At 68.9% G+C, this 25,724-nt stretch carries 15 protein-coding genes and 1 pseudogene; 5 read left to right on the forward strand and 11 right to left on the reverse strand.

What is annotated here, in order from left to right:
• Positions 1 to 6: 6 nt before the first annotated feature.
• The 11 genes and pseudogenes from RKD20_RS01845 to RKD20_RS01895 form a co-directional block, all read right to left on the reverse strand.
• Entirely contained in the window at positions 7 to 1,293 is a 1,287-nt protein-coding gene (locus RKD20_RS01845) for a ricin-type beta-trefoil lectin domain protein (protein ID WP_424876060.1), read from the reverse strand.
• Positions 1,294 to 1,348: 55 nt separating this feature from the next.
• A complete protein-coding gene (locus tag RKD20_RS01850; protein WP_424876061.1) occupies positions 1,349 to 3,331 on the reverse strand; it encodes an alpha-L-fucosidase in 1,983 nt (660 codons plus the stop codon).
• Between the two features lie 57 nt (positions 3,332 to 3,388).
• Positions 3,389 to 5,797 (reverse strand): ricin-type beta-trefoil lectin domain protein, encoded by a 2,409-nt coding sequence (locus RKD20_RS01855; protein ID WP_424876062.1) that lies wholly within the window; start codon positions 5,795 to 5,797, stop codon positions 3,389 to 3,391.
• Between the two features lie 56 nt (positions 5,798 to 5,853).
• Positions 5,854 to 7,686: an RICIN domain-containing protein gene (locus RKD20_RS01860; RefSeq protein WP_424876063.1), complete on the reverse strand. Its 1,833-nt coding sequence runs from the start codon at positions 7,684 to 7,686 to the stop codon at positions 5,854 to 5,856.
• A 29-nt stretch (positions 7,687 to 7,715) separates the two neighbouring features.
• Positions 7,716 to 9,245: an arabinofuranosidase catalytic domain-containing protein gene (locus tag RKD20_RS01865; protein ID WP_424876064.1), complete on the reverse strand. Its 1,530-nt coding sequence runs from the start codon at positions 9,243 to 9,245 to the stop codon at positions 7,716 to 7,718.
• Between the two features lie 30 nt (positions 9,246 to 9,275).
• On the reverse strand, positions 9,276 to 10,877 hold the full coding sequence (locus RKD20_RS01870; protein ID WP_424876065.1) for a glycoside hydrolase family 27 protein: 1,602 nt from the start codon (positions 10,875 to 10,877) through the stop codon (positions 9,276 to 9,278).
• Between the two features lie 52 nt (positions 10,878 to 10,929).
• Positions 10,930 to 12,372 carry an arabinofuranosidase catalytic domain-containing protein gene (locus RKD20_RS01875; RefSeq protein ID WP_424876066.1) on the reverse strand — a complete coding sequence of 481 codons (1,443 nt, stop codon included), beginning with the start codon at positions 12,370 to 12,372 and terminating at the stop codon, positions 10,930 to 10,932.
• 358 nt (positions 12,373 to 12,730) lie between these two features.
• A pseudogene (locus RKD20_RS01880) lies at positions 12,731 to 14,203 on the reverse strand (endo-1,4-beta-xylanase); the annotation flags it as partial.
• Positions 14,204 to 14,254: 51 nt separating this feature from the next.
• The gene (locus RKD20_RS01885) at positions 14,255 to 15,388 is read right to left on the reverse strand and encodes a ricin-type beta-trefoil lectin domain protein (protein ID WP_424876067.1); all 1,134 of its coding nucleotides are present in this window, start codon (positions 15,386 to 15,388) and stop codon (positions 14,255 to 14,257) included.
• Between the two features lie 84 nt (positions 15,389 to 15,472).
• Complete coding sequence (locus tag RKD20_RS01890) at positions 15,473 to 17,920, reverse strand: RICIN domain-containing protein (RefSeq protein ID WP_424876068.1); 2,448 nt, start codon at positions 17,918 to 17,920, stop codon at positions 15,473 to 15,475.
• A gap of 197 nt (positions 17,921 to 18,117) precedes the next feature.
• On the reverse strand, positions 18,118 to 19,533 hold the full coding sequence (locus RKD20_RS01895) for an arabinofuranosidase catalytic domain-containing protein (RefSeq protein ID WP_424876069.1): 1,416 nt from the start codon (positions 19,531 to 19,533) through the stop codon (positions 18,118 to 18,120).
• Between the two features lie 1,263 nt (positions 19,534 to 20,796).
• Between RKD20_RS01895 and RKD20_RS01900 the strand changes: the two genes are divergently transcribed.
• The 5 genes from RKD20_RS01900 to RKD20_RS01920 all read left to right on the forward strand — a co-directional run bounded on the left by RKD20_RS01900 (position 20,797) and on the right by RKD20_RS01920 (position 25,694).
• On the forward strand, positions 20,797 to 20,919 hold the full coding sequence (locus tag RKD20_RS01900) for a hypothetical protein (RefSeq protein ID WP_424876070.1): 123 nt from the start codon (positions 20,797 to 20,799) through the stop codon (positions 20,917 to 20,919).
• A gap of 136 nt (positions 20,920 to 21,055) precedes the next feature.
• A complete protein-coding gene (locus tag RKD20_RS01905; protein ID WP_424876071.1) occupies positions 21,056 to 21,877 on the forward strand; it encodes a MerR family transcriptional regulator in 822 nt (273 codons plus the stop codon).
• Positions 21,878 to 22,474: 597 nt separating this feature from the next.
• Complete coding sequence (locus RKD20_RS01910; RefSeq protein ID WP_424876072.1) at positions 22,475 to 23,692, forward strand: metallophosphoesterase; 1,218 nt, start codon at positions 22,475 to 22,477, stop codon at positions 23,690 to 23,692.
• A gap of 336 nt (positions 23,693 to 24,028) precedes the next feature.
• The gene (locus RKD20_RS01915; protein WP_424876073.1) at positions 24,029 to 24,373 is read left to right on the forward strand and encodes a DJ-1/PfpI family protein; all 345 of its coding nucleotides are present in this window, start codon (positions 24,029 to 24,031) and stop codon (positions 24,371 to 24,373) included.
• Between the two features lie 124 nt (positions 24,374 to 24,497).
• Positions 24,498 to 25,694 (forward strand): MFS transporter, encoded by a 1,197-nt coding sequence (locus RKD20_RS01920; protein WP_424876074.1) that lies wholly within the window; start codon positions 24,498 to 24,500, stop codon positions 25,692 to 25,694.
• Positions 25,695 to 25,724 lie beyond the last annotated feature (30 nt).

Consider the following 25,724-nt stretch of genomic DNA (forward strand, 5'->3'; position numbering starts at 1 on the left):
AATCGTTCAGTTCTGCAGGCGCCAGTGCTGGTTGGCGCCGCCCGAGCAGCTCCACAGCTGGACTTTCGTCCCGTTGGCGGTCGCCTGGCCGTTGGCGTCCAGGCAGAGCCCCGACTGGGCTGCTGTGATCGTGCCGTCGGCATTGACGTTCCATTGCTGGTCCGGCTGTCCGCTGCAGTCCCAGATCGCCGCCGGGGTGCCGTTGCCCGCTCCCTGGCCGACGCCCAGGCACTTGTTGCCGTAGACGACCAGCTGCTTTCCGGCGGAATAGGTCCACCGCTGGTTGGAGCCGCCGTTGCAGTCCCACAGCTGTGCCTGCGTGCCGTTCGCCGTGGTCGAGTTGTTGATGTCGAGGCAGCGTCCCGACTGCTGGCCGACGATCTCCTGGTTGCCGGACTGCGGGGGCGGCGGCTGGTTCGAGCCGAACTGGGTGAAGAACTGCCACACCGCCGCCGACGTCCAGGTGCGCCAGCCGTCACCGGTGGAGCCGTCGATGGGACCGGGGTCGTGGCCCGCTCCGTCGAACGCGGCCCAGACGACGGGGTATCCGGACCGGCATCCGGAGTAGGTGGTGATGATGTGCGTCAGGCTTCCGTTGGCCGGCTCGGGCGGGTTCTGCGGAGTGCAGCCGTTCGTCCGGACGAAGGTGTCGCGCAGGTCTCGTCCCGACTGGATGGGCAGCACGTTGTCCCTGAGGCCGTGCAGTCCCATGTAGGCGATGGGCTGGTTGCCGCCGTTGCACCCGCTGAGGTTCGCGCCGGAGTAGACCGCGACCGCGCGGAAGACCGTCGCCCGGGAGCAGGCGAGGGCGTACGACATCGCGCCGCCGTAGCTGAAGCCGGCGGAGAACAGCTGGGTAGTGTCGACGCACAGGCCCGATTCGATCTGGTTGACCATGGCGTCCACGAAGGCCACGTCCTGGCCACCGGGGTTGGCCCAGCCGTTTCCGTTGCCCTGGGGGGCGACGAAGATCGTGCTGTTGTTCGCGTTGTCCGCCAGGCGCCGGAGGCCGTAGTAGGACCAGTTGTAGCCGTCCGTTCCGCCCGAGTCGACGTCATTGGCTGTCCCGCCCCGCCAGTGGAAGCCGAAGACCAACCGGTAGGGGTGGTTGCTGTCGTAGCCGGCCGGGACCCGCAGGATGTAACTGCGGTTCTGGCCGCCGCTCTGAATCGTGTGGTTGCCGCTGGTCAGCGTGGGGGCTTTGCCGCAGCCCGCGCTCGCCGCAGCGGGTGCCCTGAGGCTGCTGCTGAACGAGGTGCCCGCAGTGGTCAGGACGAGAAGTAGCGCGGCCAACGAGGGCCATTAAGAATGGTTTGCGTTTCATACGCACCTTCTTCCGTAGTCGTCTTCAGACGCCGGTGATGGTCCACGCGTTGTTGGTGCTGGAGTTCGGCGTCCACAGCACCGTGGTGGAGCCGGCCGTGGTGCTGCCGCTGCCGTCGAGGGCGGTGCCGGTGCCCCGGTTGACGATCTGGTAGCGGTTGTCGCCGAGGCTGTTGAGCGACCACTGCTGGTTGTTGCCGCCGTTCCACGCCTCCTGGCGGGCGGGAGCGCCGTTGGCGGCGTTGCCCCAGCTGTCGGCGGCCATGCCGTTGGTGCGGTTCATGATGCGGTAGTAGCCGTTGCCCAGGTCGATCAGCTGCCACTGCAGGTTGGTGCTGCCGTCGTAGTTCCACTGCTTGAGGTTGGAACCGGAGGCGACGTTGCCTCCGCTGTCGAGCACCAGTCCGCTGGTCACGTTGGCGATCCTGACCCAGGTCGTGGAGCCGCCCGGCGCGCCCAGGACGGGGATCTCGCCGGAGAAGGTCAGCTTGACCGTGTACGCCAGTGCGCTGAACGGCGGGTTGGACGAGGGCATGGTGAGGTGCAGGCCGGACGCGTCCTGGGTCGGTGCGGGCAGGTTGATGTAGGTGCCGGCGGTGTTGTCGAGCAGTTGGGCGCCGGTCAGGCTGCTGAGGTTGATCTGGTTGGAGTTCAGCGTCGTGATCGTCATGGTGCCGCCCTGCCAGCCCAGGGCGGTGGCGTAGAGGACCTTGTTGTCCCGGCTGCGGGTGAAGCGGATGTCCTGCGGTTTGCCGGCCACCGGTCCGCTGAACGAGCCTCCGCCCATCTTGGTGGGGCCTTCGCCGTAACTGGACCAGGAGCGGGTGGAGTAGACCGCCTCTCCGAAGCGGCCGAGCCAGTCGCCCATGGCGAGCAGGATGGACTGCTGCCCGGAGGGGATGGTGCCGTCGGCCATCGGGGCGATGTTGAGCAGCATGTTGCCGCCCTTGCTGACCCGGTCGATCAGTGAGTGGAGCATGGCCTGCGTCGAGTAGTAGCCGATGCCCACCGTGTAGCACCAGCTGGAGGAGGAGATGCTGTCGTCGGTCAGCCAGTAGGGGGTGAGCAGACCTGCCGGGCCGCCGCGCTCGAAGTCGAAGACCTCGCCCTTGTTGTTGAGGCCGTCCTTGTAGGTCGCGACCACGTCCTTGTTCCACGCGACGGCCTGGTTGTAGTAGTGCGCGAGGAACTGGAGCCGGTAGGACTCCTGGACGAGGTTCAGGTCGAAGTCCTGCCAGACCAGGTCCGGTTGGTAGCCGTCGACGACCTCGACCAGCTTGTCGTACCAGAGCTTGTTCTCCGCGGCCGAGCCCTGCTGGCCGTACAGGATGCGGAGCGTCGGGTCCGACTGGTTCGGCACGTGGTCGTAGAAGCCGTTGAAGTGGTAGGCGTGGTGCAGCGAGGCCATGAACTTCAGCCCCTGTGCGCGAATGGCCTGCGCGTGCAGCCCCACCAGGTCCAGTCTGGGGCCGTGCTGGACCGAGTTCCACGGGTTGGCGCGGCTGTTCCACATGGAGAAGCCGTCGTGGTGCTCGGCGACCGGGCCGGCGAACCGGGCGCCCGCGGCCTTGAACAGCCGGGCCCAGGCGTCCGGATCGAACTTGCCGCCCTGGGATACCAGTTTCGGGGCGAACTGAACGAAGTTGCCCGCCTTGTCCCGGGCGCCGTCGATGAAGTTGCTGTACGGCCAGGCCGAGGGGTCGCCGTAGGTGGCCTTGTGGTGGTTGTTCTCGGACGAGCCGCCGATGTACATGTTGCGCGGATACCACTCGTTGCCGAAGGCGGGGACGCTGAAGACGCCCCAGTGGTAGTAGATGCCGAACTTGGCGTCCTGGAACCAGGCCGGGGCCGGGGGGTGCTGGTCCACGGAGGACCAGCTCGCGGTGTAGCTTCCGGGGCCGTCGGTCGCGGCGGCCTCGGGGGCGAACCGCAGCAGGCCGACGGCCGTCGACGCGCCGGCCGCCGCCAGCAGTCGGCGCCGGCTGATCGGCAGGGACGAGGAAGTCATGTGGGGCCTTTCGGAGGGATCGGGGAGGCTGAGGAAGTCCGGCCGCCGGTCACGGGATCAGTCGCGCGTCCACTTCTGGTTGCTGCTGCCGTTGCAGGTCCACAGCTGCAGCAGGGTGCCGTTGGCCGTTCCGGCGCCGGCGGCGTCCAGGCACAGGCCGGACTGGTCGCCGGTGATGGTGCCGTCGGCGTGGAGCGTCCACTTCTGGTTGCCGCCGCCGGTGCAGCCCCAGATGTCCACCTTGGTGCCGGGGCTGGTGCCCTGGCCCGCGGCGTCCAGGCAGTCGCTGCCGTAGACCCGCAGCTCACCGGCGGAGGTGTTCGTCCACTGCTGGTTGCTGCCGCCGTTGCAGTCCCACAGCGCCACCTGGGTGCCGGCCGTCTGCGACTGGTTCGGTACGTCCACGCACCGGCCGGAGCCGACCCCGACGATCGCGCCGGTCGTGCCGCCGTCGTTCCCGCCGCTGCCGGGCGTGATGGACAGGTTGTCGAACTGTGCCGTCTCGCCCTGGCTGGTCCCGTAGCCGATCTGCCCGGCGGCCCAGGTGCCGTCGTTCACGGAACCGACCGTGGCGCCGTCGATGACGGCGGTGATGGTGGTGCCGGAGAAGGTGAGGGCCGCGGTGTGCCACCGGTTGGTGCCGAGCGCCGCGGTCGTGCCGCGGGCCAGGGTGGTGACGTTGCCGTTGGTGTTCGAGTTGAGGATCGACCAGGCCCCGGTGTCACTCACCCGCAGGCGGTAGGCGTTCTGACCGCCGGTGCGGTCGTAGTCGTGCCCGCCCGCACGGCCGATCAGCTCGGCGTATCCGGGCTGTTCCAGCAGCACGTCCGACGTGAGGGTGTAGTTGCCCCAGCCCACGTCACCGAGCAGGGCGTGCGGATCGGTCAGCGAGTCCCAGGTGATCGGCTTCTGCGGGCTCATCTGGCGCACGCACTTTCCGCTGCGGCCGCCGCCGCAGCCCACCGTCTCGAAGGCGCCCTGCCAGTCCATGAGGTACTTCGCCTCGGTGCCGGTGGTGTAGCCGTCGAACGAGTCGCTGTACGGCAGCTTCAGGGTGCTCCGGGCGGGACCGGTGGCGGTGCCCTTGCCCTGTCCGGTCGTGGTGGTCAGGGTGTACAGGTGGCCGGGCTGGACGGTCAGGCTGAATCCGCCGCCGGACGGGGTGAGGTCCGTGGTGTGCACGAAGTGGTCGGCCGGGTTGGCGGACCCGACGTCGGTGGACCAGACGTGGACGGTTCCGGCGGACAGTCCCCCGGTGACGTTGAAGTTCAGCGTCTGCGCGCTGCCTGCGTCCATGGTCTCGATGACCGTGGAGTAGTCGGAGTTGTTCGTGGACTTGAGCGAGACATAGCTTCCGTTGGCGCGGTTGCCGCCGATGTAGCCGCTGGAGGCGTCGAGATAGTGCCATCCGGGGCTGGTGAACTGGCTGGTGTGCGCCATCACCCAGGTGTTCTTGCCGATCGAGTACGAGCCGGACCACGGCTGCGCGGCCACGGACATACCCATGGTGGGATACGGCAGGTTGGGGGTGAGCGCGGCGACCACCGGCCAGTTGAGGTAGGCGGTCATCCGTCCGTCGATGTATCCGCGGTTGATGCCGCGGGCCATGGCCTGCGCTCCGCCGTTGTAGTCGTCGGAGCCGTTCTCGCTCGCCCACAGCGGCTTGCCGGACGACATGGCTGCCGCCGGCACCGAGCAGGTGGACTGGGACGACCGGTAGCCGCAGGGATAGTGCGTGCCGATGGCGCTCACCGAGGAGGCGAACGCCGGGTTGGAGTTGACGTCGTTCGCCACGGACCAGTCCGAGTCGGCCGCGACGATCTTGACGCTGCCGTAGCCGTTGCTGTTGAGCGCGCCCCGCAGCTGCTGGTACCAGGAGACGTTGTAGCCCCGCTCGTTCCATCCGCCGAGGTAGTCGATGCTCAGCCCGTGCTGCTTGGCGCAGCCCAGCCACGAGACCAGGTAGTTGACCATGTCGGTGGACCAGAAGTTCCCGTTGCCGATCCAGCCCGGGGCGCCCCAGGCGAGCCCGTACAGCTTGATGTCGGGGTTGCGGGCTTTGGCCTGCTCCATCAGCCACCATTCGTAGCCCCGGTCGCAGTTCAGGTCGGAGCGGGTGTGCTGGTGGCTGGGCTCGGCTCCCGAGGTGGAGTTGGTGTCCCCGCCGATCTCGGCCTTCAGCATCTGCAGGGAGGCGCCGTAGCCGGGCCGGAAGAGGTAGTCGAGGACCTGGCCGCGTTGCGGCTCGGGATAGTCGATCAGGAGTCTGCTGTTGCCGCCTCCCCCGCTGATCGCGCCGACGCCGTCGAAGGTCCGTCCGCCGGACGCGCCGTTGAGGGTGATGGAGGTGGCCGCCCGAGCCGGAGCGGCGGCTGTGCCCACGACGCCGCCGGCGGCCAGGACGAGGCCCGCGACCACGGCCGTCGGGACACGCAGGCGCCGTAACAGCCGTGCGATTGCTGACACGGTGGGTTCCTTTCGCAGGTGGGGGGTGTCCACGGCCGGTGCGGTCGGCGGACGGTTCAGCGGACGAAGAAGTCCTGGTTGGTGCCGGGTGCGTTCTTGCACTGCCACTGGTCGAGTTGCTGGCCCGCGGTGCTGCCGGCGCCGTAGACGTCCAGGCACAGACCGCTGTTGCGGTTCTGGAAGGCGTAGGAGCCGTCGGACTGGCGCACGGGCAGCCAGAGGCCGTTGGCCGCTGTGCCGGGGGGCTGTTGGACGATATTCGGGGTGCCTGCCGTCGTGGAGCTGCCGGCGACCGCCACGTCCTGGCCGGAGTTCTGGGCGCGCAGTTCGCCGTAGCCGCCCGAGACCGGCACGAACTGGAACTGCTGGTTGCTCTGCCCGTTGCAGGTCCACTGGTCGATCGCGGCGCCCGCACTGCTTGAAGCGCCGTACACGTCGAGGCACAAGTTGTTGTTGGCGACGACGAGCTGGTGGTAGCCGGCCGGGAAGCTCTCGCCGCCGGAGGAGGCCGGGGTGAGGTAGACGGCGAACGCGTCGTGCGCGCCCTGGTACGTCAACGGGACGGTGATTGAGCCGCCCGAGGCGCTCAGGTTCTGGTCGTAGACGGTCTGTGGCGCGGCGAGCGGTGCCTGGTCCGGGATGCGGTGCACGGTGACGTGCACGCTGCCGGCGTTGGTCAGCCAGGGTACGGACGGCAGTCCGTTGAAGGTGACGGACGCGGTACCGGAGTTGCCGTTCGCGTCGCCGATGATCGCGACCGCGCGCTTGTTGGCGGGGTCCTCGGAGGCCGAGATCGCGGTGGAGCCGACCTGGCCGGAGGTGTCGACGAGGGTGCCGGTCATGTCGGCGTAGTCGCGAAGCGCCCACCAGTTGCCGGTCGGCTGCCAGGTGCCGCCGCTCTGGGTGAGGACTCCTGTCAGGTTGGGGGTGACGCAGCAGACCCAGTTGCCGCGCATCGCGTTGGTGTATCCGGACTGCGCGAACCGCGCCAGGTACCAGGCCGTCACCCCGGCGGTCTGCCGGTCGGCGGGCTGGTACTCGTTCGCGGACAGCGGCAGCGGGCCGATGCCCGCCGTTGTCAGGGCGCTGTTGAGGGACTGGGAGACGGTGACCGGGTCGTCGACATCCCCTTCGTCGTGGTTGGTGATCATGTCGGGTACCGTTCCGGCCGCCTTCACGTGCGCGAGCCAGGTCCGCCATTCACCCGGGTTGCTCTGCGGGGTGAAGGCGAGCGACGGTCCCACGATCTGCGCCGAGGGGGCGAGGCGCCGGATCTCCCGGTAGGCGGTGTCCCACATCTGGAAGTACTGGGCGCTGTTCACACCCCGGGTCCAGAAGACGGAGATGTCCGGCTCGTTCCAGATGTCGTAGGCGAACTTCAGCCCCGATGCCTGCAGTGCCCCCACCGTGGAGTCGATGAAGCTGATCCAGTTGGAGCAGTCGCCGTTGTCGCACGGGTACCTCGTGTTGGACGGCTGCCCGCCGTTGGCGCCGTAGATGTCGCTGACCAGTACCTGGTACTGCGCGTGGTACGGCGGCTGGGTGAGCCGTTTCGCCTGCGCGACGATCGAGTCGAGGTCGGCCCGAGTGGCCGATCCGTACTGGTAGTTGTCCTTGATCCAGCCGCCGGAGAACCAGCCGCCGCCGCGGAACGCGTTGATTCCCAGCGGTTTGATGAACTGGTCCGCCGGCTGGCTGCCGTCCTGCGTGAAACCGTAGAGGAACCCCTCACCGACGCCGGTCGACGGGCCCCGCGTCGACGCCAGGTTCACGCTCAGCGCCTCGCCCGAGACGGCCCGGCTCTCGGCCGTGGCCGACAGCTGCAGCACGAACGCCAAGACGATGCCGACGGCCAGTACCAGACGGCCGGGTCTCGCTCTCGTCCTCATTCGGTCCTCCTGCGTCACGTGTCACGGGGTCAGTTCAGTGACCACTGCTGGTTGGATCCGCCGTTGCAGGTCCACAGTTCGACGGGGGTGCCGTTTGCGGTGGCGGCGCCGGTCACGTCCAGGCACAGGCCGGACTGGGCGCTGGTGACGGTGCCGTTGGCGTTGACGTTCCACTGCTGGTTGGCCTGGCCGTTGCAGGTCCAGGTGATGACCTTGGTGCCGGGGCTGGTGCCCTGGTCGGAGGCGTCCAGGCACAGCCGGCTGTTGCCGGAGTACACGGTGAGCTGGCGGGAGTCGGTCCGGGACCAGGTCTGGTTCGCCGCTCCGGTGCAGTCGCGGATCTGCGTCTGCGTACCCGGGGTCGTGGACGCACCCGGCACCTCAAGGCACTTGCCCGCACCGATCGCGTGCAGCGCGGTCGACGTACCGCCACCGCCCCCTGTGCCGTAGCCGGCCGCGGTGATGGCGGCCTGGACGGCGCTCTCGGTGGCGTCGGAGGGATAGCCCGCCGTGATCGCGCCCTCGAAGAACTCGCCGACGCCGTTGGGGCTGTTGTCGCCCCCGGTGCCGAGCAGGACCGAACTGTCGACCTTCATCGGTGAGTAGCCGTTCGGCAGGGGGCCGGAGTAGGTGGTGGTCAGGCCGCCGCTCGTGCCATTGCCGTATTTGAGAGTGAAGTTGCTGGTGCCGTTGTTCTTCAGCCACGCGCTGACGAACGGGTAGTGCACGCCCTGGTTGTTCGGGTCCTTGTTGGAGCCGGTGTTGGTGTGGAACATGCCGTTCTCCAGGTCGGCCTCGACCCACGGGCCGCTGCCGGTGCAGCCGCCGAACCAGCAGGCGGTGCCCCAGTAGATGGCGTTCATGGTGGCGTTGCCGGTGTCGGTGTGGGAGTTCTCACCGCTGCCGTAGTCGAAGCAGCACCACTGGCTCGTGTAGTTCGACGAGGTCACCATGTAGATGCCTTCGGGCTGCGCCCCGGTGGGCACGCCGTTCGCGTGGTCGAGCCGGTAGCCGACGCCGGGGGTGACCTTGACGCCGAACACCTGATGGCCGGCGGCGGTCACCGGCAGGGCCATGGCGTCCGCGCCGACGTCGGAACCGTTGGGTCCGGGCCCCTTCCAGTAGCCGCCCCACGAGATCGGCATGTCGTTGTGCCGGGCGGTCTGGTCGTAGATCTTCGTGATCGTGCAGGACGTGCCCGAGCAGAACGACACCTGGGACGCGCCGTCCGCGTATCCGCCGGCACTGAGCACTCCGATGTCGCGGTAGCTGTGGTCGGAGGCCCGCTGGATCTGGTACAGCGGCCCGTTGTAGGCGGCGAAGAGCGCCCTGGTCGTGGCGTGTGCCGTCACACACGGCGTACCGCCCGCGGCGTAGAGGTCGCAAGGGAGCGACGCGTCCGCCGCGCTGTGGGCGGCCGGGCGGGCGACGGCCGCCGTACCGGCCCCCGGCGATGTGGCGAACGCCGGTGCGCCGAACGCCGCCACGGCCATCGCCAGGGCGACAAGGAGCACTGCCTTCCATCGCCTGCGTCGGCGATCAACGGCTGGTTCGAGCATGGAGACCTCCTCCGGGGTTCGAATGCGGAGTCATCCCAACGTCCACCGCTGGCTGCTGCCGCCGTTGCAGGTCCGCAGCTCGGCGAGGGTTCCGTCGGCGGTGGCCCCGCCGGCGACGTCCAGGCACAGGCCCGACTGGACGCCGGTGATGGTGCCGTTGGCGTTCAGGGTCCACTGCTGGTTGCTCTGGCCGTTGCACGACCAGATCTCCACCTTCGTGCCCGGAGTGGTCTGGTTGTTGTAGGCGTCCAGGCACATCTGGGCGCTGCCGGAGTAGACGGTGAACTGGTTGGACGCGGAGTGCGTCCATGTCTGGTTGGCGCCGCCGTTGCAGCTCCAGATCTCCACCTGGGTACCGGCGGTCGTGGTCGAGTTGGGTACGTCCAGGCACTTGCCGGATCCCACCGCGTGCACCGCGCCGGTCACGCTGGTGCCGCCGCCGCTGGTGCCGCCCGCGACCCGGTACATCACGGTGCCGTGCGCCGGGACCGAGGCGCTGATCGTGCCCGAGGTGGTGGAGGACGCCCCCGACCACAGGTCGGTCAGGGTGTAGGCGGACGCTCCGGTCTTGCCGATCGCGGCCGCGGTGGTGGAGATGGTCGCTGTCGAGCCCGTCTCGTTGAACAGCGCCACCGACACGTCCCCGTTGGCCAAAGGCTTGGCCAGCACGTCCCGGCCGCCCGAGGAGGAGACCATGGTGCCCTGCTTGCCGAGGGGGTCCTGGTCGACCGCGATCACCCGGGAGTTGGTCAGCGTGGACAGGGTCTCCGCACTGGCGGAGGGGATGTTGGTGCCCGCGATCAGCGGCGCGGCCATCTCCGCCCACAGGCTGAACTCGCTGCGGCTCTCGGTGGCCGTCATCGAGCCGTTGCCGACCTCCAGCATGTCCGGGTCGTTCCAGTGGCCCGGTCCCGCGTAGGAGGCCAGTCCCACGTTGCTGTGGAAGATGGACAGCATGCTGGCGAAGTTGGCGCTGATGTCCCCGGTGGTGCGCCAGCTGTTGCCCACGCCCGCGCCCCAGGTCCACACGTTGTCCTGACCCCAGTTGCACAGGCTGTAGAGGATCGGCCGGCCGGTGGCCGCCAGGGCGTCCCGCATCGCGGTGTACCGGCTCTGCGCGGACACCCCGTTGTTGTTGCAGTTGTCGTACTTCAGGTAGTCCACGCCCCACGACGCGAACGACTGGGCGTCCGTGCTCTCGTGCCCCAGGCTGCCCGGATACCCGGCGCAGGTCGCGGTGCCCGCGTCCTCGTAGATCCCCAGTTTCAGCCCCAGCGAATGCACGTAGTCGGCGGTGCCTTTGATGCCGTCGGGGAACTTGGCCGGGTCCGGCACCAGACGGCCGCCGGAATCGCGGTTGTGGGTCATCCAGCAGTCGTCGATGTTGACGTAGGAGTAGCCCGCTGCCTGCATGCCGTTGGTGTGCATCGCCTGCGCGGTGGACTTGATCAGCGACTCGGAGACGTTGCAGCCGTACGCGTTCCAGTCGTTGAAGCCCATCTGCGGGGTCAGCGCCAGCCCGTTGCCCAGCGCGACGGCGGGCTGCGCCGTGCCGAGGGAGACGAGGGGTACGCCCACACAGAACAGCGCGATGGAGAAGGCGAACGCCAACGTCCGGGTAATCATGTGCATGTCATTGACTCCTGGGCCGGGTTGCGGCAGAACACGCCGTGGGACAGAAGGACTAGCGGTATCCGGCCGCGGTGATGTTGGCCTGCACCGCGTTGTCGGTCGCGTCGGAGGGGTAGCCGGCGACGATGGCGCCCTCGTAGAAGGTGCCGGCGCTCAGGTTGGCGCCGCCACCGGGCTTGCAGCAGTCACCGCCGCTGCCGAGAACAATGGCGCCCTGCTTCTTCATCGGGCTGTATCCGCCGGGAAGCCCGCCGTCCCACAGGGTGGTCAGGCTGCCGGACTGCGCGTTGCCGCCCTTCAGGGCGAACCTCGACGTCCCGTTGTTCTTCAGCATCGCGGTGACGAACTTGACGGGGAAGGCCCGCTGGTTGCCGTTCCAGGACTGGCTGCCACCGGAGTACAGGCCCCATTCGAGGTCTGCCTGGACCCAGGGACCGCTGCCCGAGCAGCCGCCGAACCAGCACTGGGTGCCGAAGTTGATCGCGTCCATCGCCCCGGCCGCGTCGGCCTTCCGGGTCGTCTCGCTGTTGCCGTAGTCGAAGCAGCAGCCGCTGTTCACGTGGGTGCCGCTGGTCACCATGTACGCCCCTTCCGGTGCGCTGCCGGTCGGCACGCCCGTCAGATGACCGTCCCGCCAGTAGCTGTTCCCGGGATTGATGTACAGCGAGTACGCCTTGGTGCCCCCGGCGGTCAGTGACTCCGAGGTCGCCTTCGCGGGACTGCTCTGACTCGACCCCGGTACCTGGGCCGATCCCTGGTACCACAGGTCGTTGCCGCGTCCGGACTGGTCGTAGACAACCGTGATCACACAGGAGGTGCCCGCGCAGAACGAGTCCTGCGCCGCCGCGTCGGCGAAGCCGCCGGCCGCCCGCACACCGATGTTCCTGGTCGTGTTGTCCGAGGCGCGCCTGACCTGGTAGAGGCTGCCGCTGTACGACCCGTAGAGCGCCCGCACGGTGCTGTGCGCGGCCACGCACGGAGTGCCGCCCGCGGAGTAGAGGTCGCACGGGCCCGACCCGCCGGGCGCGGGCGGAGGTGTCGACGTGGTCCACTTCTGGTTGCTCTGACCGTTGCAGGTCCACAGGATGACCGCGGTGCCGTTGGCCGTGCCCGCCCCGTTGACGTCCAGGCACAGGCCGGACTGGACACCGGTGACGGACCCGTCGGAGTTCTGTCGCCAGGCCTGGTTCGACTGCCCGTTGCACGACCAGATGATCACCGGGGTTCCCGGCGCGGTCCGGTTGTCGTAGGCGTCCACACAGCGGGTGCCGCTCATCGTCCTCAGCTCGCCCGCCGAGGTGAACTCGAACGCCTGGTTCGCCTGGTTGTCGCAGTCCTGGATGTCCAGCGCCGTCCCCGGCGTGTCGACATTGCCCTTGACGTCCAGACACCGCCCGGACGCCGAACTCATCAAGGGCGCCGGCGTCGATGCCGGATCGGGTGCCGGCGCCGACCACGTCTGCGCCGTCGCCGACATCATGGCCAGCAGCGCCATCACACCTACGGCGACGAACGCGAGTAAGCGTGGTCTGCGAGCCGTAGGACTCCGACGGGAAAAGGATGAAGGCCGCATTCTGTTCCTTTGGGATGTGGGGGAAGGTGACAGAGAGTCCTGTGCCTGGCCGAACGGGATGGTGGCGGGGCAATCGAGAGCACCCACAGGAAGCCCTCAGACATCCCATGTCATAGTGATTCCACAGGTCCATCAGCGAGTCAATACGCTCGGCACTCCCAATCGGATACAGATCCATCCCATGTATCGCCCCTGGTCAGTCCGTTATGAGGGCATGCGGAACCCGCGTCCGGCGACGGCCGCCGTACCGGACGCGGGGTGTTCGTTCCGGGTCACCTCACCTGAGGTTCCAGTGCTGGTTGGCGCCGCCGTTGGAGTCCCAGATCTGGACCGGGGCGCCGTTGCCGGTCTGCCCGCTGGGGATCTCCAGCGCCCGGCCCGAGGCGACGTTGATCAGGGTGTACGAACCGTCGCCGTTGACGCTCGCCCGCCAGTGCTGGTTCGCACCGCCGTTGGCGTCCCAGATCGCCATCCGGGTGCCGTTGCCCGTCTGGCCGCCGGGCTCGTCCAGGACCCGCCCGCTGGCGATGTTCGTCAGCGTGTAGGAGCCGTCACTGTTCTGGCTCGCCCGCCACTGCTGGTTCGCGGCACTGCCGTTGGCATCCCAGACCTGCACGGGCGTGCCGTTCGCCGTCTGTCCGGACGGCACGTCCAGCACCCGGCCCGCGGCCACGTCGGTCAGCGAGTACACCTGGCCCGAGACGATGCCTCCGCCTGGATTCCCCGTACCTCCGCCGAGCGCGGAAAGGGCCGCGTCGTAGGCAGGCTTCTTGTTGCCGTTGTTGTCGAACAGCAGCGGGTTCTCCCCCGTCCGCCACGAGTCGCTGTCCCTGATCCCCCACACCGTGATGCCGGTGCAGCGGGCGACGTTCATGCACGCCCGGACCGTGTTCCCGTACGCGGTCGCCGAGGCCTGGGCGATGTCGAGTTCGGTGATCTGGACGTCGACGCCGAGGGCGGCGAAGCTGGACAGGGTGGTCTGGAAGCTCGACGGCGGGCCGCCCGCGCCGAAGTGGCTCTGGAGGCCGACGCAGTCGATGGGCACACCGCGCGCCTTGAAGTCCCTGACCATGTTGTAGACGCCCTGGGTCTTGGCGTCGGTCCAGTTCTCGATGTTGTAGTCGTTGTAGCAGAGCTTGGCCGAGGGGTCGGCGGCCCGGGCGGTGCGGAAGGCCTCCTCGATGAAGCCGTTGCCGAGCACGTTCTGGAAGACCGAGCTGCGGTGCTGACCGCTGCCGCCGTCGGCGAACGCCTCGTTGACCACGTCCCAGGCGTAGATCTTGCCCTTGAAGTGGTTCATCTCGGTCGTGATGTGGTTGTTCATCACACTGCGCAGGGTGCCTGCGTCACCGATGGAGCTGACCCACCCGGGCAACTGCGAGTGCCACACCAGGGTGTGGCCGCGCATCCGCTGCCCGTGCGCGGTGGCATGGCTGACGATCTGGTCGGCCGGGCCGAAGTTGAAGTTGCCGCGAGACGGTTCGGTGGTGTCCCACTTCATCTCGTTCTCCGGGGTGATCATGTTGAATTCCCGGTCGAGAATCGTGGAATACGTCGAGTTGCCCAGTTTTCCGGCAGCCACGGCCGTACCGAAATAGCGGCCGCTGTCCGCCGCCGCCGCGCCCAGCGTGCCGGAAGCGGCGTGCGCGGTGAGGCTCGCCGGTCCGGTCAGGGCCAGTGCCGTGCCGGCCAAGAGGCCGGTGGCCGAGACCAGGGCCCTGCGGAGCAGAGGCTCGTCGTTGAGCCAGGACATGAAGGATCAACCTCCTTGTGCGGGTGCGTGAGAGTGGGGTCACGAGGTGGGTCAGGACACGGGCAGGGCGGTCCACTGCTGGTGGGCTCCGCCGTTGCAGTCCCACAGGACCAGTTGCGTACCGTCGGTGGTGGACGCGTTGGGGTCGTCGAGGCAACGGCCGGAGACCGGGTTGCGGTAGCCGCCGTTGTACGTCTGCCATTGCTGGTTGGTGCCGCCGTTGCAGTCCCAGATCTCGATCTTGGTGCCGTTGGCGGTACCGCGACCGGTGACGTCAAGGCACTTCCCGAGCGCCCTCAGGGTGCCGTCGGAGCGCGCGGACCACGTCTGCGCGGCGGAGCCGTCGCAGGACCGGATCTCCGCGGCGGTCCCGTTGGCGCTGTTGCCGCCGTTGACCCCCAGGCACTTCCCCGCGATCCCGGAGCGCACCTGCCCGGCCGCGGAATCCGGCGGCTTGATCCAGCCTGCCGCGTCCGCGGCCTGGATCCCCGCGTTGAAGGCGTCCGCCATCTTGCCGAAGCCGCTGTCGTTGGGGTGCAGGGCGTCGGACAGGTCCGCGGCGGTCAGGGCGCTCATGTCCACCAGACGTACGTGCTTGCCTGCAGCCTGCTCGGCCTGGACGATCCCGGGCAACTTGGCGTTGAACGCGGGCCGGTTGGCCTCCTCGGTGCCGCTGGTGGAGATGATCACGGTGCCGACGAGCACGGTCGCGTCGGGTGCGGCCCTGGTGATCTGGTCGATGAGCGCGTGGAGCCGGTCGGCCGCGGTCGGGATCTGGTAGTTGCCGTTGAGGTCGTTGGTGCCGATCTCCAGGGTGACCACGTTGGGGCGGTAGCGGGCCAGCACGGAGTCCGCGATGCCGGCGATCTGGTCGATCCGCCAGCCGGAGTGGCCTTCGTTGTCCGGGTCGGACATGGTGCCGTTGCGCCCCGAGCCGACGAAGTCCAGGGTGTGCCCCTCGGCCGTCAGCCTGTTCGCCAGAAAGCTCCGGTAACTGTTCCCGGAGGGGCTGCCGACGCCCCAGGTGATCGAGTCGCCCAACGGCATCAGCCGCAGGGGTGTGGGCGCGGCGGCCCGCGTGACGGAGGTCGGCGCTTCGGCGGCGGTGGCCGCGGCAGGCCATGCGGCGCCCATTCCGAGGGTGGCCGCCAGCGCCGCGGCCAAAGGTGCCCAGTACTTCTTCATCAGCGTTCCTCACTGGGTGCGGGACAGTGGGTGGGGGGTGAACGAACCGCCGGTCCGTGCAGGCGCTCCAGAGGCGCGAGCAGGTCAGCGGGGGGTGAAGTCCTGGTTGGTGCCGGGTGCGTTCTTGCACTGCCACTGGTCCAGTTGCTGGCCCAGGTTGCTGCCGCCGCCGTAGACGTCCAGGCAGAGGCCGCTGTTCTGGTTCTTGAAGGAATACGAGCCGTCGGACTGCGGTACCGGCAGCCACAGAGCGCTGGACGCTCCCCCCGCGGCCTGCTGAACGATGTTCGGCGTACCGGCGGTGGTGGAGCCGCCCGCCACCGCCACGACCTGTCCGGAGTGCTGCGCGCGCAGTTGCCCGTAGCCGCCCGAGACCGGCACGAACTCGAACTGCTGGTTGCCCTGCCCGTTGCAGGTCCACTGGTCGATCGCGGCGCCGGCGCTGGTGGAGTTGCCGTACACGTCCAGGCACAGGCTGTTGCTGCCGATCACCATCTGGTGGAAGCCCGTGGGGAAGCCGCCGCCGCCCGAGGACTGGATGCCCGCCTGCTGGATGACGTCTCTGGCGCCCTGAGGCCAGTTGGTGCCGCTGACCAGAACGTTGCCGGTGAGGACGTTGTTGTGCGGAGGGCCGGTCGCCACGTACGTGTTGCCGCCGTTGTACCAGTTGCCGGAGAACGTGCTGTCGTCGGTGTGGTTGTTCGCGTTGGCGTTGGTGAGCGCCCAGTTGCCCGCGTCCTGCACCACGTTGGTGGACACCTTCAGGTACCGGGAGCCCTCGTCCAGGTACAGCGCCGTGGTGCGGTTGTTGTCGTACATGTAGTTGTCGGAGATCACCGAGCCGGGGGCCGCGGACAGGCTGTAGATGCTGCCGCCGTCGAACATCGCGTTCTTGGTGTCGAAGACCAGGTTGTGGGAGACGGTGTTGTTCTTCAGCGTCGTGGGGGTGCTGTAGACCGGCTGGTAGTTGTACGTGCCCCGGTTGGCGTAGTCCTGGCTGCCGCCCGGGTCGTTCATCCCCCAGCCCCAGCCGATGTCGATCCCGTCGTAGGGCAGGTGGTCGCACTGGTTGTGGGTGATCGTCGCGTTGGTGACGTAGGTGGACAGGATTCCCGCGGTCTCCTTGTAGTCGGTGCCCACCCCGCTGACCTTGTTGTTGCTGATGGTGATGTTCTGGTTGGTCATCTGGGGGTTGGCGGGGTGGTGAGCGTCCGGCTGGATGCCCCCGACCTGGATGCCGCTGCCGGCGATGTCGGTGAACGTGTTGCCGGTGATGGTCACACCGTTCGCGCCGAGTCCGGTGCCGGAGGCCGTGGCGACACCGTCGTTGCCCACGCCAAGTCCGGCCTGCCCGAGTTCGGAGAACGTGTTGCCCGAGAAGGTGATGCCGGTGGCGGCGGAGACCTGGACGGCCGCGGGCATCTGCTCCCAGTGGTTCCGGGTGGCCTCGAACTGTGTGCAGCCCGACTTGCAGGTGCTCAGCCAGTTGGCGGGCATCGCGTAGGCGCCGGTGATGTGCGCGCCGCTCTGCTGGTCCGCGTACCCGTCGGGTCCGCTCGGGCCGAGCCAGGAGGTCCCGGTGAACCGTATGCCGGTGAATCCCAGGCCGGTCGCTGGCGAGCCGTAGCTGCCGCTGATGCCCAACAGGCTCTGCAGCCGGGGCAGTTCCACGTCGAGGCTGTTCGGGTTCTGTCCCGCCTGGGCGCGGTAGTAGAGGTCGCCGGTGGACGAGTCGAGGTACCACTGCCCGGCCTGCTTGAGGAACGCGTAGTTGTTCTCCAGGTACATGGTCCCGCCGGCGAACGGCGAGTTGATGGTGTCGTAGCCCCAGGAGTTGTTGTTCCAGGCGGGCTGCTGCATGGTGATGGTCCTGCCGCTGATCGACTGGACCGGCGCGTAGCGGTCGGTGAAGGAGTTGAGGCTCTCGACCTCCATGTGGCTCTGGTCCGAGAGGCCGGCCAGGTAGTCGAGGGAGGAGTCGGTGACGGTCAGGCCGGTCTGGGTGAAGGTGAAGCCGGAGCGGGGCACCTGGATCGCCGCGCGCGGTGCCTGCTTGCCGTTCACGTACAACTGCCGCGTGTTCACGCCGGTGCCGACGTGGGCCGACCAGATGTTGCTGCTCTGATCATGCACCTGCCAACCAGATATCTGCTGAGCGCCGCTCACGACCGGCTGCTGCCCGGAGACGGCCTGGTAGGTGATCGTGTGGCCGTTCTGGCCGCCGTCGCCGGAGCCGAAGGTCAGCGGCTTGGACTGCCGGTAGGTGCCACCGGCCAGGTGGACCACGACGTCCGAATCCGCCGAGAGCCGGTGCGCGGGCTGCCGCGCCTGGTCGATCGTCGCGAACGGCTGCTCGGCGGTGCCGTTCCCGCCGGGAGCCGCGTCCGGGGACACGTACAGGTCGGCGGCCGCTGCCTGGCGCTCGGCCGGTACGGCGAACGCGGCCCCGGCCATGGGCAGGCTCCCGGCGAGTAAGGCGAACAGAGCTACGGGGGCGGCCCAGAGGCCGCGGAGCGCTCTGGCTCCGGACATCGTCATCCTCCAGTGGGGGCGGTGGCGCCTGGTGTGGGGCCCAGTGGTCGTTCGGCCGCCGGGGCTGCTGGGGCCGCCGGGGTCCGTCTGCATGACCTGCACCCTCCGGGCGGGGCCAGGGGAGCCGGTCATGGACGTCGGGTCGGTGAAGGCCCGTGGCCGGCGGTGAACCCGGCCACGGGCTGGAGCCGTTCCCCTCAGCTGAGGTTCCATCGCTGGTTGGAACCGCCGTTGCAGGTCCACAGTTCGGCCAGGGCACCGTTGGCCGTGGAGGCGCCGGTGACGTCGAGGCAGAGGCCGGACTGGATGCCGGTGACGGTGCCGTCGGAGTTCAGCTGCCACTGCTGGTTGGCGCCGCCGTTGCACGGCCAGGTCACCACCTTGGTGCCGGCGGTGGTCTGGTTGTTGTACGCGTCCAGGCACAGCTGGCTGCTGCCGCTGTATACGGTCAACTGGTTGGAGGAGGTGCGCGTCCAGCTCTGGTTGGCGCCACCGCTGCAGTCCCAGATCTGCAGCTGCGTGCCGGCCGTGGTGGACGAGTTCGGCACGTCCAGGCACTTGCCCGCACCCACCGCGTGCAGCGCGCCGGTGCCCGTGCCGCCGGTCGCATTGCTGTATCCGGCCGCGGTGATGTTGGCCTGAACCGCGTTCTCGGTGGCGTCCGACGGGTAGCCGGAGGTCATCACGCCCTCGTAGAAGGTGCCTTGGGCGCCCTTGCTGTTGTCACCACCGATGCCCAGGATGATGGCGCCCTGCTTCCGCATCGGATTGTAGCCCGCGACGTTGGGGCGCGGACCGTCGTAGAACGTGGACAGGCTGCCCGACTGCGCGTTGCCACCGCGGATCGCCCAGTGGTTCGGGCCGCCTTTGACGATGGCGGTCGTGTACCGGTAGTTGATGGTCGGGTCGTTCGCGTTGTAGTGCTGGTTCACCCCGGAGAACAGGCCGTTCTCCAGATCGGCCATGATCCAGGGGCCGTTGCCCGCACCGTAGCCCCAGACCTTGATGTTGCCGAAGTAGATGGCCTCCATGGTGCCGTTGCCGTCGTCGTTGCTGTCCGTCTCGGCGTTGCCGTAGTCGAAGCAGCAGCCGCCGTTGTAGTGCGTGCCGTCGAAGATCGCGTACATGCCCTCGGGGTTGTCCCCGGTCGCGATGCCGTTGGTGTGGTTGTTGCGGTATCCCGTACCGGGTGCCACGAAGACGCCGTAGGCCTTGTGACCGCCCACCGTGGTGGGCGCGGCCGTCGCGTTCGCGAGGTTGTCGGGACCACCCGCGGCACCGCCGCCGGGCGCCTGGGTGAGGTTGTTCCCGCGACCTGACTGGTCGTAGATGATCGAGATCAGACAGGTCGTCCCCGAGCAGAACGAGTCCTGCGCGGCGGCGTCGGCGTACCCGCCCGCACTCAGGACGCCGACGTCGCGGGTGGTGTTGTCCGAGGCGCGCCTGACCTGGTAGAGCGGCCCGTTGTACGCGGCGTACAGCGCGCGCGTCGTGCTGTGGGCCGCCACACAGGGCGTTCCGCCGACCGCGTAGAGATCACACGGTCCGGAGGTGGCGGCCCGGGCCGTCCCGGTCGTGGCCGTGGCACCGGCCAGCGCGCCGACGGCGAGCACGGCCGCGGCCCCCGCCCGGGCGAATGTTTTCGGCCGAGAGGTGCGGGAGCGCTCCCACGAACGGACAGATGCCTGGTCCGGCCCATTTTCCGGCCTTCCGCGGCGCCGTATCGCAGCGAGCAGTCGTTGGACGCCACCGCGCCCGAACAGCACGTGGCGTTCGGTCCCTGTGGTACCTGTCGTTCCCATCCGATCTCCCTACCGTGCCGGCGGATCCAGTCGGGTTCTGTGCTGGGAGCGCTGACACATGCGGCAGCGCTTGAAGGTGCCGTTCTTGCAGTGGGATTGCAGAGAGGTTTCGGGGGGAGACGGTGCTCCCGATTCCGTAGGGCTGTCAAGGGTCCGGACATCCTCCGTCCGACTCGTGCGCGGAATCGGTTCGATCGCCGATCTTCCCGGATTCCCTTCCACCGGGCCGCTCAGGCAGGTTCGGCGTGAGGGTGGACGAGCGGTGGTGCGCGCTGTCGGCGGGGCGGCGCGGCGGGTCGCGGGGGTCCGGTCGACGGCCGGGCCCCGCTCACTCGGGCGCACCCCTGCAACGCCGCTGAGCAGGAAGGCGGCCGTCGAATATGGCTGACGAGGAGTCAGCGCGCACCGAATCGGCTGATGCGCTGGTCCTTCACCCCGTGCGCGGGCACCGCCTTCGCTGTGCGGCACGCCATTGACCCCATGTTCCGCCGGTCGTAGCATCCCGTCGAAGCGCTTGCGCGGAACCGATTCGATTCCGGCCTCCACGGGAGGTGTGAGGCGCGGGGGCGTGACAGGCCCGGCAGCCTGGCGTGTAGCTCCCTCGCGTACTCATGGCGGTCGGGCGTTCGGGCGTTCGGGGTGTCCGGCTTCGGCGCCGCTTCGGTGCGGCAGTAGGGGCCTACGGCACTGCGGCGCAAAGGTGACGAGTCCGCGGGGCCAGGCAAGCCCTCGGTGGCAGCGGCAGTGACGGTGGCAGCGGGCGACTCTGCGGGGTGCCTCCACCCGATCCGGTCGAGCTCAGGCACTCCTGGTCAAGGCTGGGGTCGAGCTGACGTGTCGCGAGGGCCTGTGCAGCATGGAGAAGGTCCGTGACACGCTTTGGCAGTGCTCTTGGGTGATCACGCGGGCAGTGTGGAGCTCTGGCCGTTGCGGAATCAGTTCTCCGCGGTCCGCGGCGACCCGTACGATGACAACTGGCTGGTAACAGGTGCTCGGTGACGACTCCAGAGGGCGTCTGGGCTTGTCCTGGCCTTCAGCCTCGTAGATCGAAGCGGGGACGGCGCGGCGATTCGTATGCATCTGTCCATGGAGGCGGCACCCCCATGGCAGCAGGGTGAAAACGGAGCGGACATCTACCAGTACTTCGTCGAGGCCCAGGTAGGCATAGCCGCGCTGCTGCGCGCAGCTGACCGCTGACTGACGGCCGCCCAACAGGCCTGGATCTCCCCTGAGTTGCTCGACCGCATGCGCAGACCCATCCATGCGGCGCGTAGTGCGACCCGAGTGGCTTCTTGACCCTCACACCGTGTCAGGCGATCAGCTTGGAGACATCATGTTCACCATCGGAGACTTCGCCCGGCACGGCCGCGTCTCGGTCCGGATGCTGCGTCACTACGACGCGACCGGCCTGCTGCGTCCGGCCCACGTCGACCCAGCCAGTGGCTACCGCTACTACAGCGCCGCCCAGCTCGCCCGCCTCAACCGGATCATCGCGCTCAAAGACCTCGGATTCACCCTCCAGCAGGTCCGAGACATCGTGGAGGAGAAGGTCAGCGCGAAGGAACTGCGCGGCATGCTGCGGCTGCGGCGGGCTGAACTGGAGACCGCCATGGCCGCCGCAGGCGCAAGGCTGGTCCAGGTCGAGGCGAGGCTCCGAGCGATCGAGAGCGAGGGTCACATGCCCACGAACGACGTTGTGATCAAGAGCGTCCCCGCCGTCAGGGTGGCGGAGCTGACCGCAACTGCCGCGAGTTACGAGCCCGAGGACATCGGCCCGGTCATCGGGCCGCTCTACGACGAACTGTTCCAGCGCTTGGGCTCGGCGGGAGTCACCCCCACGGGGCCCGGTGTGGCCTACTACGAGGACGCCCCGGAGGGCGGCGGCAAGATCAGCGTGCACGCCGCCGTCCAGGTCGGTGCCCCTCTCCAGGACGGCCCCTTCCGCATCCTCGACCTGCCGCCCCTCGACCGGGCGGCGACCATCGTGCACCGCGGCTCGATGGACACCGTGCTCCCTACGGCCCAGACTCTGGCCCGCTGGATCGACGCCAACGGCTACCAGTCGACCGGATATCCGCGTGAGATCAACCTGGAGTGCCCCGAGAACCGGGACGACTGGGTGACAGAGCTGCAGGCACCGGTGACCCGGACCTGATCCATCGCGCCCAGCCCGACGGTTGATCACCTTGAGCAGCGGGAGACACGACGGTCTCCCGCTGCCCGACCTCAGTCTTGAGCGCTTCTCATCGCAGGTCGGAAGGACGGGAAGGCCGGCCACTCGCCGGTAGCCGTTGTCAGCGCGGAGTCTGAGCGGGCGGCGCCGACGCGGTCCTCGTCTGGAACGGACGGCGGGTATGCCGCGGATCGAGGCCTTCAACGTCAAACCGACGTGCGCCTTCGCCGAGACCACCGCGACGGCGAGCGGAGTGCCCTGCACCTGAGACAGCCCGTGCAGCCTCCTTTTCGCACGGAAGGAGGCTGCGTTGCGGATCATGTGCCGAACGTCGGCGCCGGATGCCGCAAGGCGCACCCGCCGGTCAACCCGTAGAGGTGGGGCCTGCATGAACACCGCGCCCCCGCAGACAGCGCCCTGGTGACGACTCACGCCGAGGAAGGTGTCCCCGGTGAAGTCCTGCCGCCCCGCACAGGGCCCCTTCGCGCCAAGGGTCCGCCCCCATGAACGCCAGTCCGGCCGGCCCGAGGACGACCGGATACAGTGCGCGAGACGGCAGCCCGGTCAGGGAGGACAAGCGTGACCGACATCAGCAACACCCGGCCCGCCGAGGGTGAAACGCGAGCCGCGCGGCAGAGCCGACTGAACCGCCTGCTGCGCTACCTCCCCCTGATCGCCCCCGTTCTGCTGTGGACCGTGCCCTGCTGGGTGCTCCTGTACGGCGGCCAGCACTGGCCGCTGCCCGTCACACTGGCCGGCACCGCCCTGTTCGCCCTCGGCCTCGTCGGCATGCCGCTCGCGATGATGCGCGGCCACGGTCGGCGCCAGCAGGACCGGGCGGCGATCATCGGTGACACCCTGCTGGGCACCAGCTGGGTTCTGTTCACCTGGTCCGTTCTGCTCGGCGTCTTCCTGCGGCTCGCCCTGACCGTGGCCGGCGTCGGCGAGAGTCAGGACCGGGCCCGCATCGTCACCTGGACCGTCCTCGGCGTGACCGCCGTACTGCTCGTCTGGGGGTACGCCGAGGCCCGCCGCGTGCCACGCGTCCGTCAACTGGACGTGCAACTCCCGCGACTGGGTGCCGGGTTGGACGGTCTCCGTGTCGTCCTCATCACCGACACCCACTACGGCCCGCTCGATCGCGCCCGCTGGTCGGCACGGGTGTGCGAGACGGTGAACGCCCTGGAAGCCGACCTGGTCTGTCACACCGGCGACATCGCGGACGGCACGGCCGAACGCCGCCGCGCCCAGGCCGCCCCACTCGGCACCGTTTGGGCAACTCGGGCCCGTGTGTACGTCACCGGCAACCACGAGTACTACAGCGAGGCCCAGGGCTGGGTCGACCTGATGGACGAACTGGGCTGGGAGCCGCTGCGCAACCGCCATCTGCTGCTCGAGCGCGGAGGCGACACCCTCGTGGTCGCCGGCGTCGACGACGTCACGGCCGAGTCCTCCGGCCTGGCAGGCCACCGCGCCCACCTCGCCGGGGCCATGAGCGGCGCCGACCCCGACCTGCCCGTCCTTCTCCTGGCACACCAGCCCAAGTTCGTCGACCGGGCGGCAGCCGCCGGTATCGACCTCCAGCTCTCCGGCCACACCCACGGCGGCCAGATCTGGCCTTTCCACCACCTGGTCCGCCTCGACCAGCCCGCCCTCGCCGGCCTAAGTCACCATGGCCCCCGCACCCTCCTCTACACCAGCCGCGGCACCGGCTTCTGGGGCCCGCCGTTCCGCGTCTTCGCCCCCAGCGAGATCACCTTGCTCGTGCTCCGCTCCCCGCATCAGCGGTCTCGGTAGCCAGGACGAGTCCGCCTCCGTGGACTATGGCCTGTCCCCGTGAGCGCCGACCGGCCGGGCAACTCCCTGCGAGCGCCGTCTAGATCAGCCCGCGGCGTGCACGCGCAGGATGAGTGCGCCCGTTGCGCCCGGTGCGCCCGGTGTCCACAGTGCCGACCACGCGGCCCGCGGCGCCGCCTCGGTCCGGCCATGAACCCCTCGAATCCGGTCATCCCAGGGTGGGCCCGTGAGCTCCGACCCGCACCGCGTGGCGATCCTCGTCTGCGACGCGGTGAAACTGCTGGACATCGCGGGCCCGGCCGAGGTGTTCGGGGAGACGAACCTTCTCGGCGCCGCATGCCGATCGCCCTGCTGTCGACGACGGGTGCCGACGTCACCTCCTCGATCGGCATGCGGATCGCCGTCGACGGCAGCGCCGCCACGCACCCGGACCCCGACACGCTCCTGGTGCCTGGCGGGGACGTCTATCCCAGGACCCCGGTCACGCGCGACCTGACCGAAGCGACCGGGAACCTGGCAGCCCGCGCCGGCCGCGTCGCATCCGTGTGCTCCGGCGCCTTCGTCCTGGGCGCGACGGGCCTTTTGGACGGCAGACGAGCGACCACGCACTGGAAGATCGCCGGCGAACTCGCCACCCGCTTGCCTGGGCGCCAAGGAGTCGAGAGCCGCGGTTACTCCTGAGATCGTCTGAGGGCGCCTCCTCGCCTTCTCCCACGCCCGGCGATTATGTACATTTGTACATACCCGATGGATGCGGGGCCCGCCGCCTGCCCGCCCATTCTTCCGAGCCCCGCGGAGCCTCCTCTTGACAGACCCCGCCGTGCGTCGGCGCCGCCAAGCCCTGTACCTGTTCTTCTTCCTCCCGGGTATCGCCATGTCCTCCTGGGTCACGCGCACCCCCGACGTGCGGGACCAACTGGAGGTGTCCACCGCGGAGATGGGGCTGATCCTGTTCGGCCTCTCCGTGGGATCCATGATCGGCATCCTGTGTTCCGGCCGCTTCGTGGAACGCCTCGGCACCCGGCCGGTGATCGTTCTCGGCACCTCCCTGATCGTCTCGGCCACGATCGTCATCGGCGCGGGCAGCGCCGCTTCGTCCGCTCCCCTGGTGACGACCGGGCTCTTCCTCTTCGGCGCGGGCATGGGGTCGGGCGAAGTAGCGGTCAACGTGGACGGCGCCGACGTCGAGCGCATCACCGGGACACCGGTTCTTCCCACCCTGCACGGCTGTTTCAGCCTGGGCACGGTGGTCGGAGGCCTCGCCGGAATGACCGCCACGGCCGCCGGGATCCCTGTCCCCTGGCATCTGGCCGTGATCGCACTCGCCGCCACAGGGATGCTGATCCACGCCTCACGCGCCCTGCCGGCCGGCGTCGGCCTCAGTACGCGGCTTCGGACCTCCGGCCCGGCCAAGCCACCGGGACCGCAGGTCTGGAGGGACCGCAAACTGCTCCTCATCGGCGCCATCGTGCTGGCCATGGCCCTGGCTGAAGGAGCGGCCAACGACTGGCTGCCGCTGCTCATGGTGGACGGCCACGGCCTGGACCCCGCAGCCGGCTCACTCGTCTACGTCGGGTTCGCCGCCGCGATGACACTCGGGCGCTTCTGCGGGACGTTCTTCCTCGTCCGTTTCGGGCGCGCCACCGTTCTGCGAGCGAGCGCCCTCTCCGGTGCCCTCGGGCTTGTCCTCGTGATCTTCTCCGAACACGTGGCCGTCGCGGCGACCTCCGTTCTCTTCTGGGGTCTCGGGGCCTCTCTCGGCTTCCCGGTGGCCCTGTCGGCGGCCGGTGATTCGGGCCCCGACCAGACCGCGCGCGTCTCCCTGGTCGCGATCATCGGCTACGTCGCCTTCCTCGTCGGGCCGCCGGCCCTCGGCTTCCTGGGGGATCACTACGGGCTGCGTACGGCCATGGTCGCGGTTCTGGTGTTCGTCGCCTCCGCCGTTCTGATCACCCCCGCCGCCGACACCCGCGACCGCGCCGCCGCTCCGCTGGACGTCTGAGGCCGGCCTGGCGAGGCCTGGCCGGGGCCT

It is taken from the genome of Streptomyces sp. SLBN-8D4, assembly GCF_049739545.1.
In the GTDB taxonomy this organism is placed as follows: Bacteria; Actinomycetota; Actinomycetes; order Streptomycetales; family Streptomycetaceae; genus Streptomyces; species Streptomyces canus_C.

Excerpts from the sequence above, each read along its gene's own strand:
- RKD20_RS01850 (WP_424876061.1), bottom strand. The coding sequence starts at position 3,331 with ATGACTTCCTCGTCCCTGCCGATCAGCCGGCGCCGACTGCTGGCGGCG.
- RKD20_RS01860 (WP_424876063.1), bottom strand. The coding sequence starts at position 7,686 with ATGAGGACGAGAGCGAGACCCGGCCGTCTGGTACTGGCCGTCGGCATC.
- RKD20_RS01865 (WP_424876064.1), bottom strand. The coding sequence starts at position 9,245 with ATGCTCGAACCAGCCGTTGATCGCCGACGCAGGCGATGGAAGGCAGTG.
- RKD20_RS01870 (WP_424876065.1), bottom strand. The coding sequence starts at position 10,877 with ATGCACATGATTACCCGGACGTTGGCGTTCGCCTTCTCCATCGCGCTG.
- RKD20_RS01875 (WP_424876066.1), bottom strand. The coding sequence starts at position 12,372 with ATGGCGCTGCTGGCCATGATGTCGGCGACGGCGCAGACGTGGTCGGCG.
- RKD20_RS01885 (WP_424876067.1), bottom strand. The coding sequence starts at position 15,388 with ATGAAGAAGTACTGGGCACCTTTGGCCGCGGCGCTGGCGGCCACCCTC.
- RKD20_RS01890 (WP_424876068.1), bottom strand. The coding sequence starts at position 17,920 with ATGTCCGGAGCCAGAGCGCTCCGCGGCCTCTGGGCCGCCCCCGTAGCT.
- RKD20_RS01900 (WP_424876070.1), top strand. The coding sequence starts at position 20,797 with ATGCATCTGTCCATGGAGGCGGCACCCCCATGGCAGCAGGGTGAAAAC.
- RKD20_RS01905 (WP_424876071.1), top strand. The coding sequence starts at position 21,056 with ATGTTCACCATCGGAGACTTCGCCCGGCACGGCCGCGTCTCGGTCCGG.
- RKD20_RS01915 (WP_424876073.1), top strand. The coding sequence starts at position 24,029 with ATGCCGATCGCCCTGCTGTCGACGACGGGTGCCGACGTCACCTCCTCG.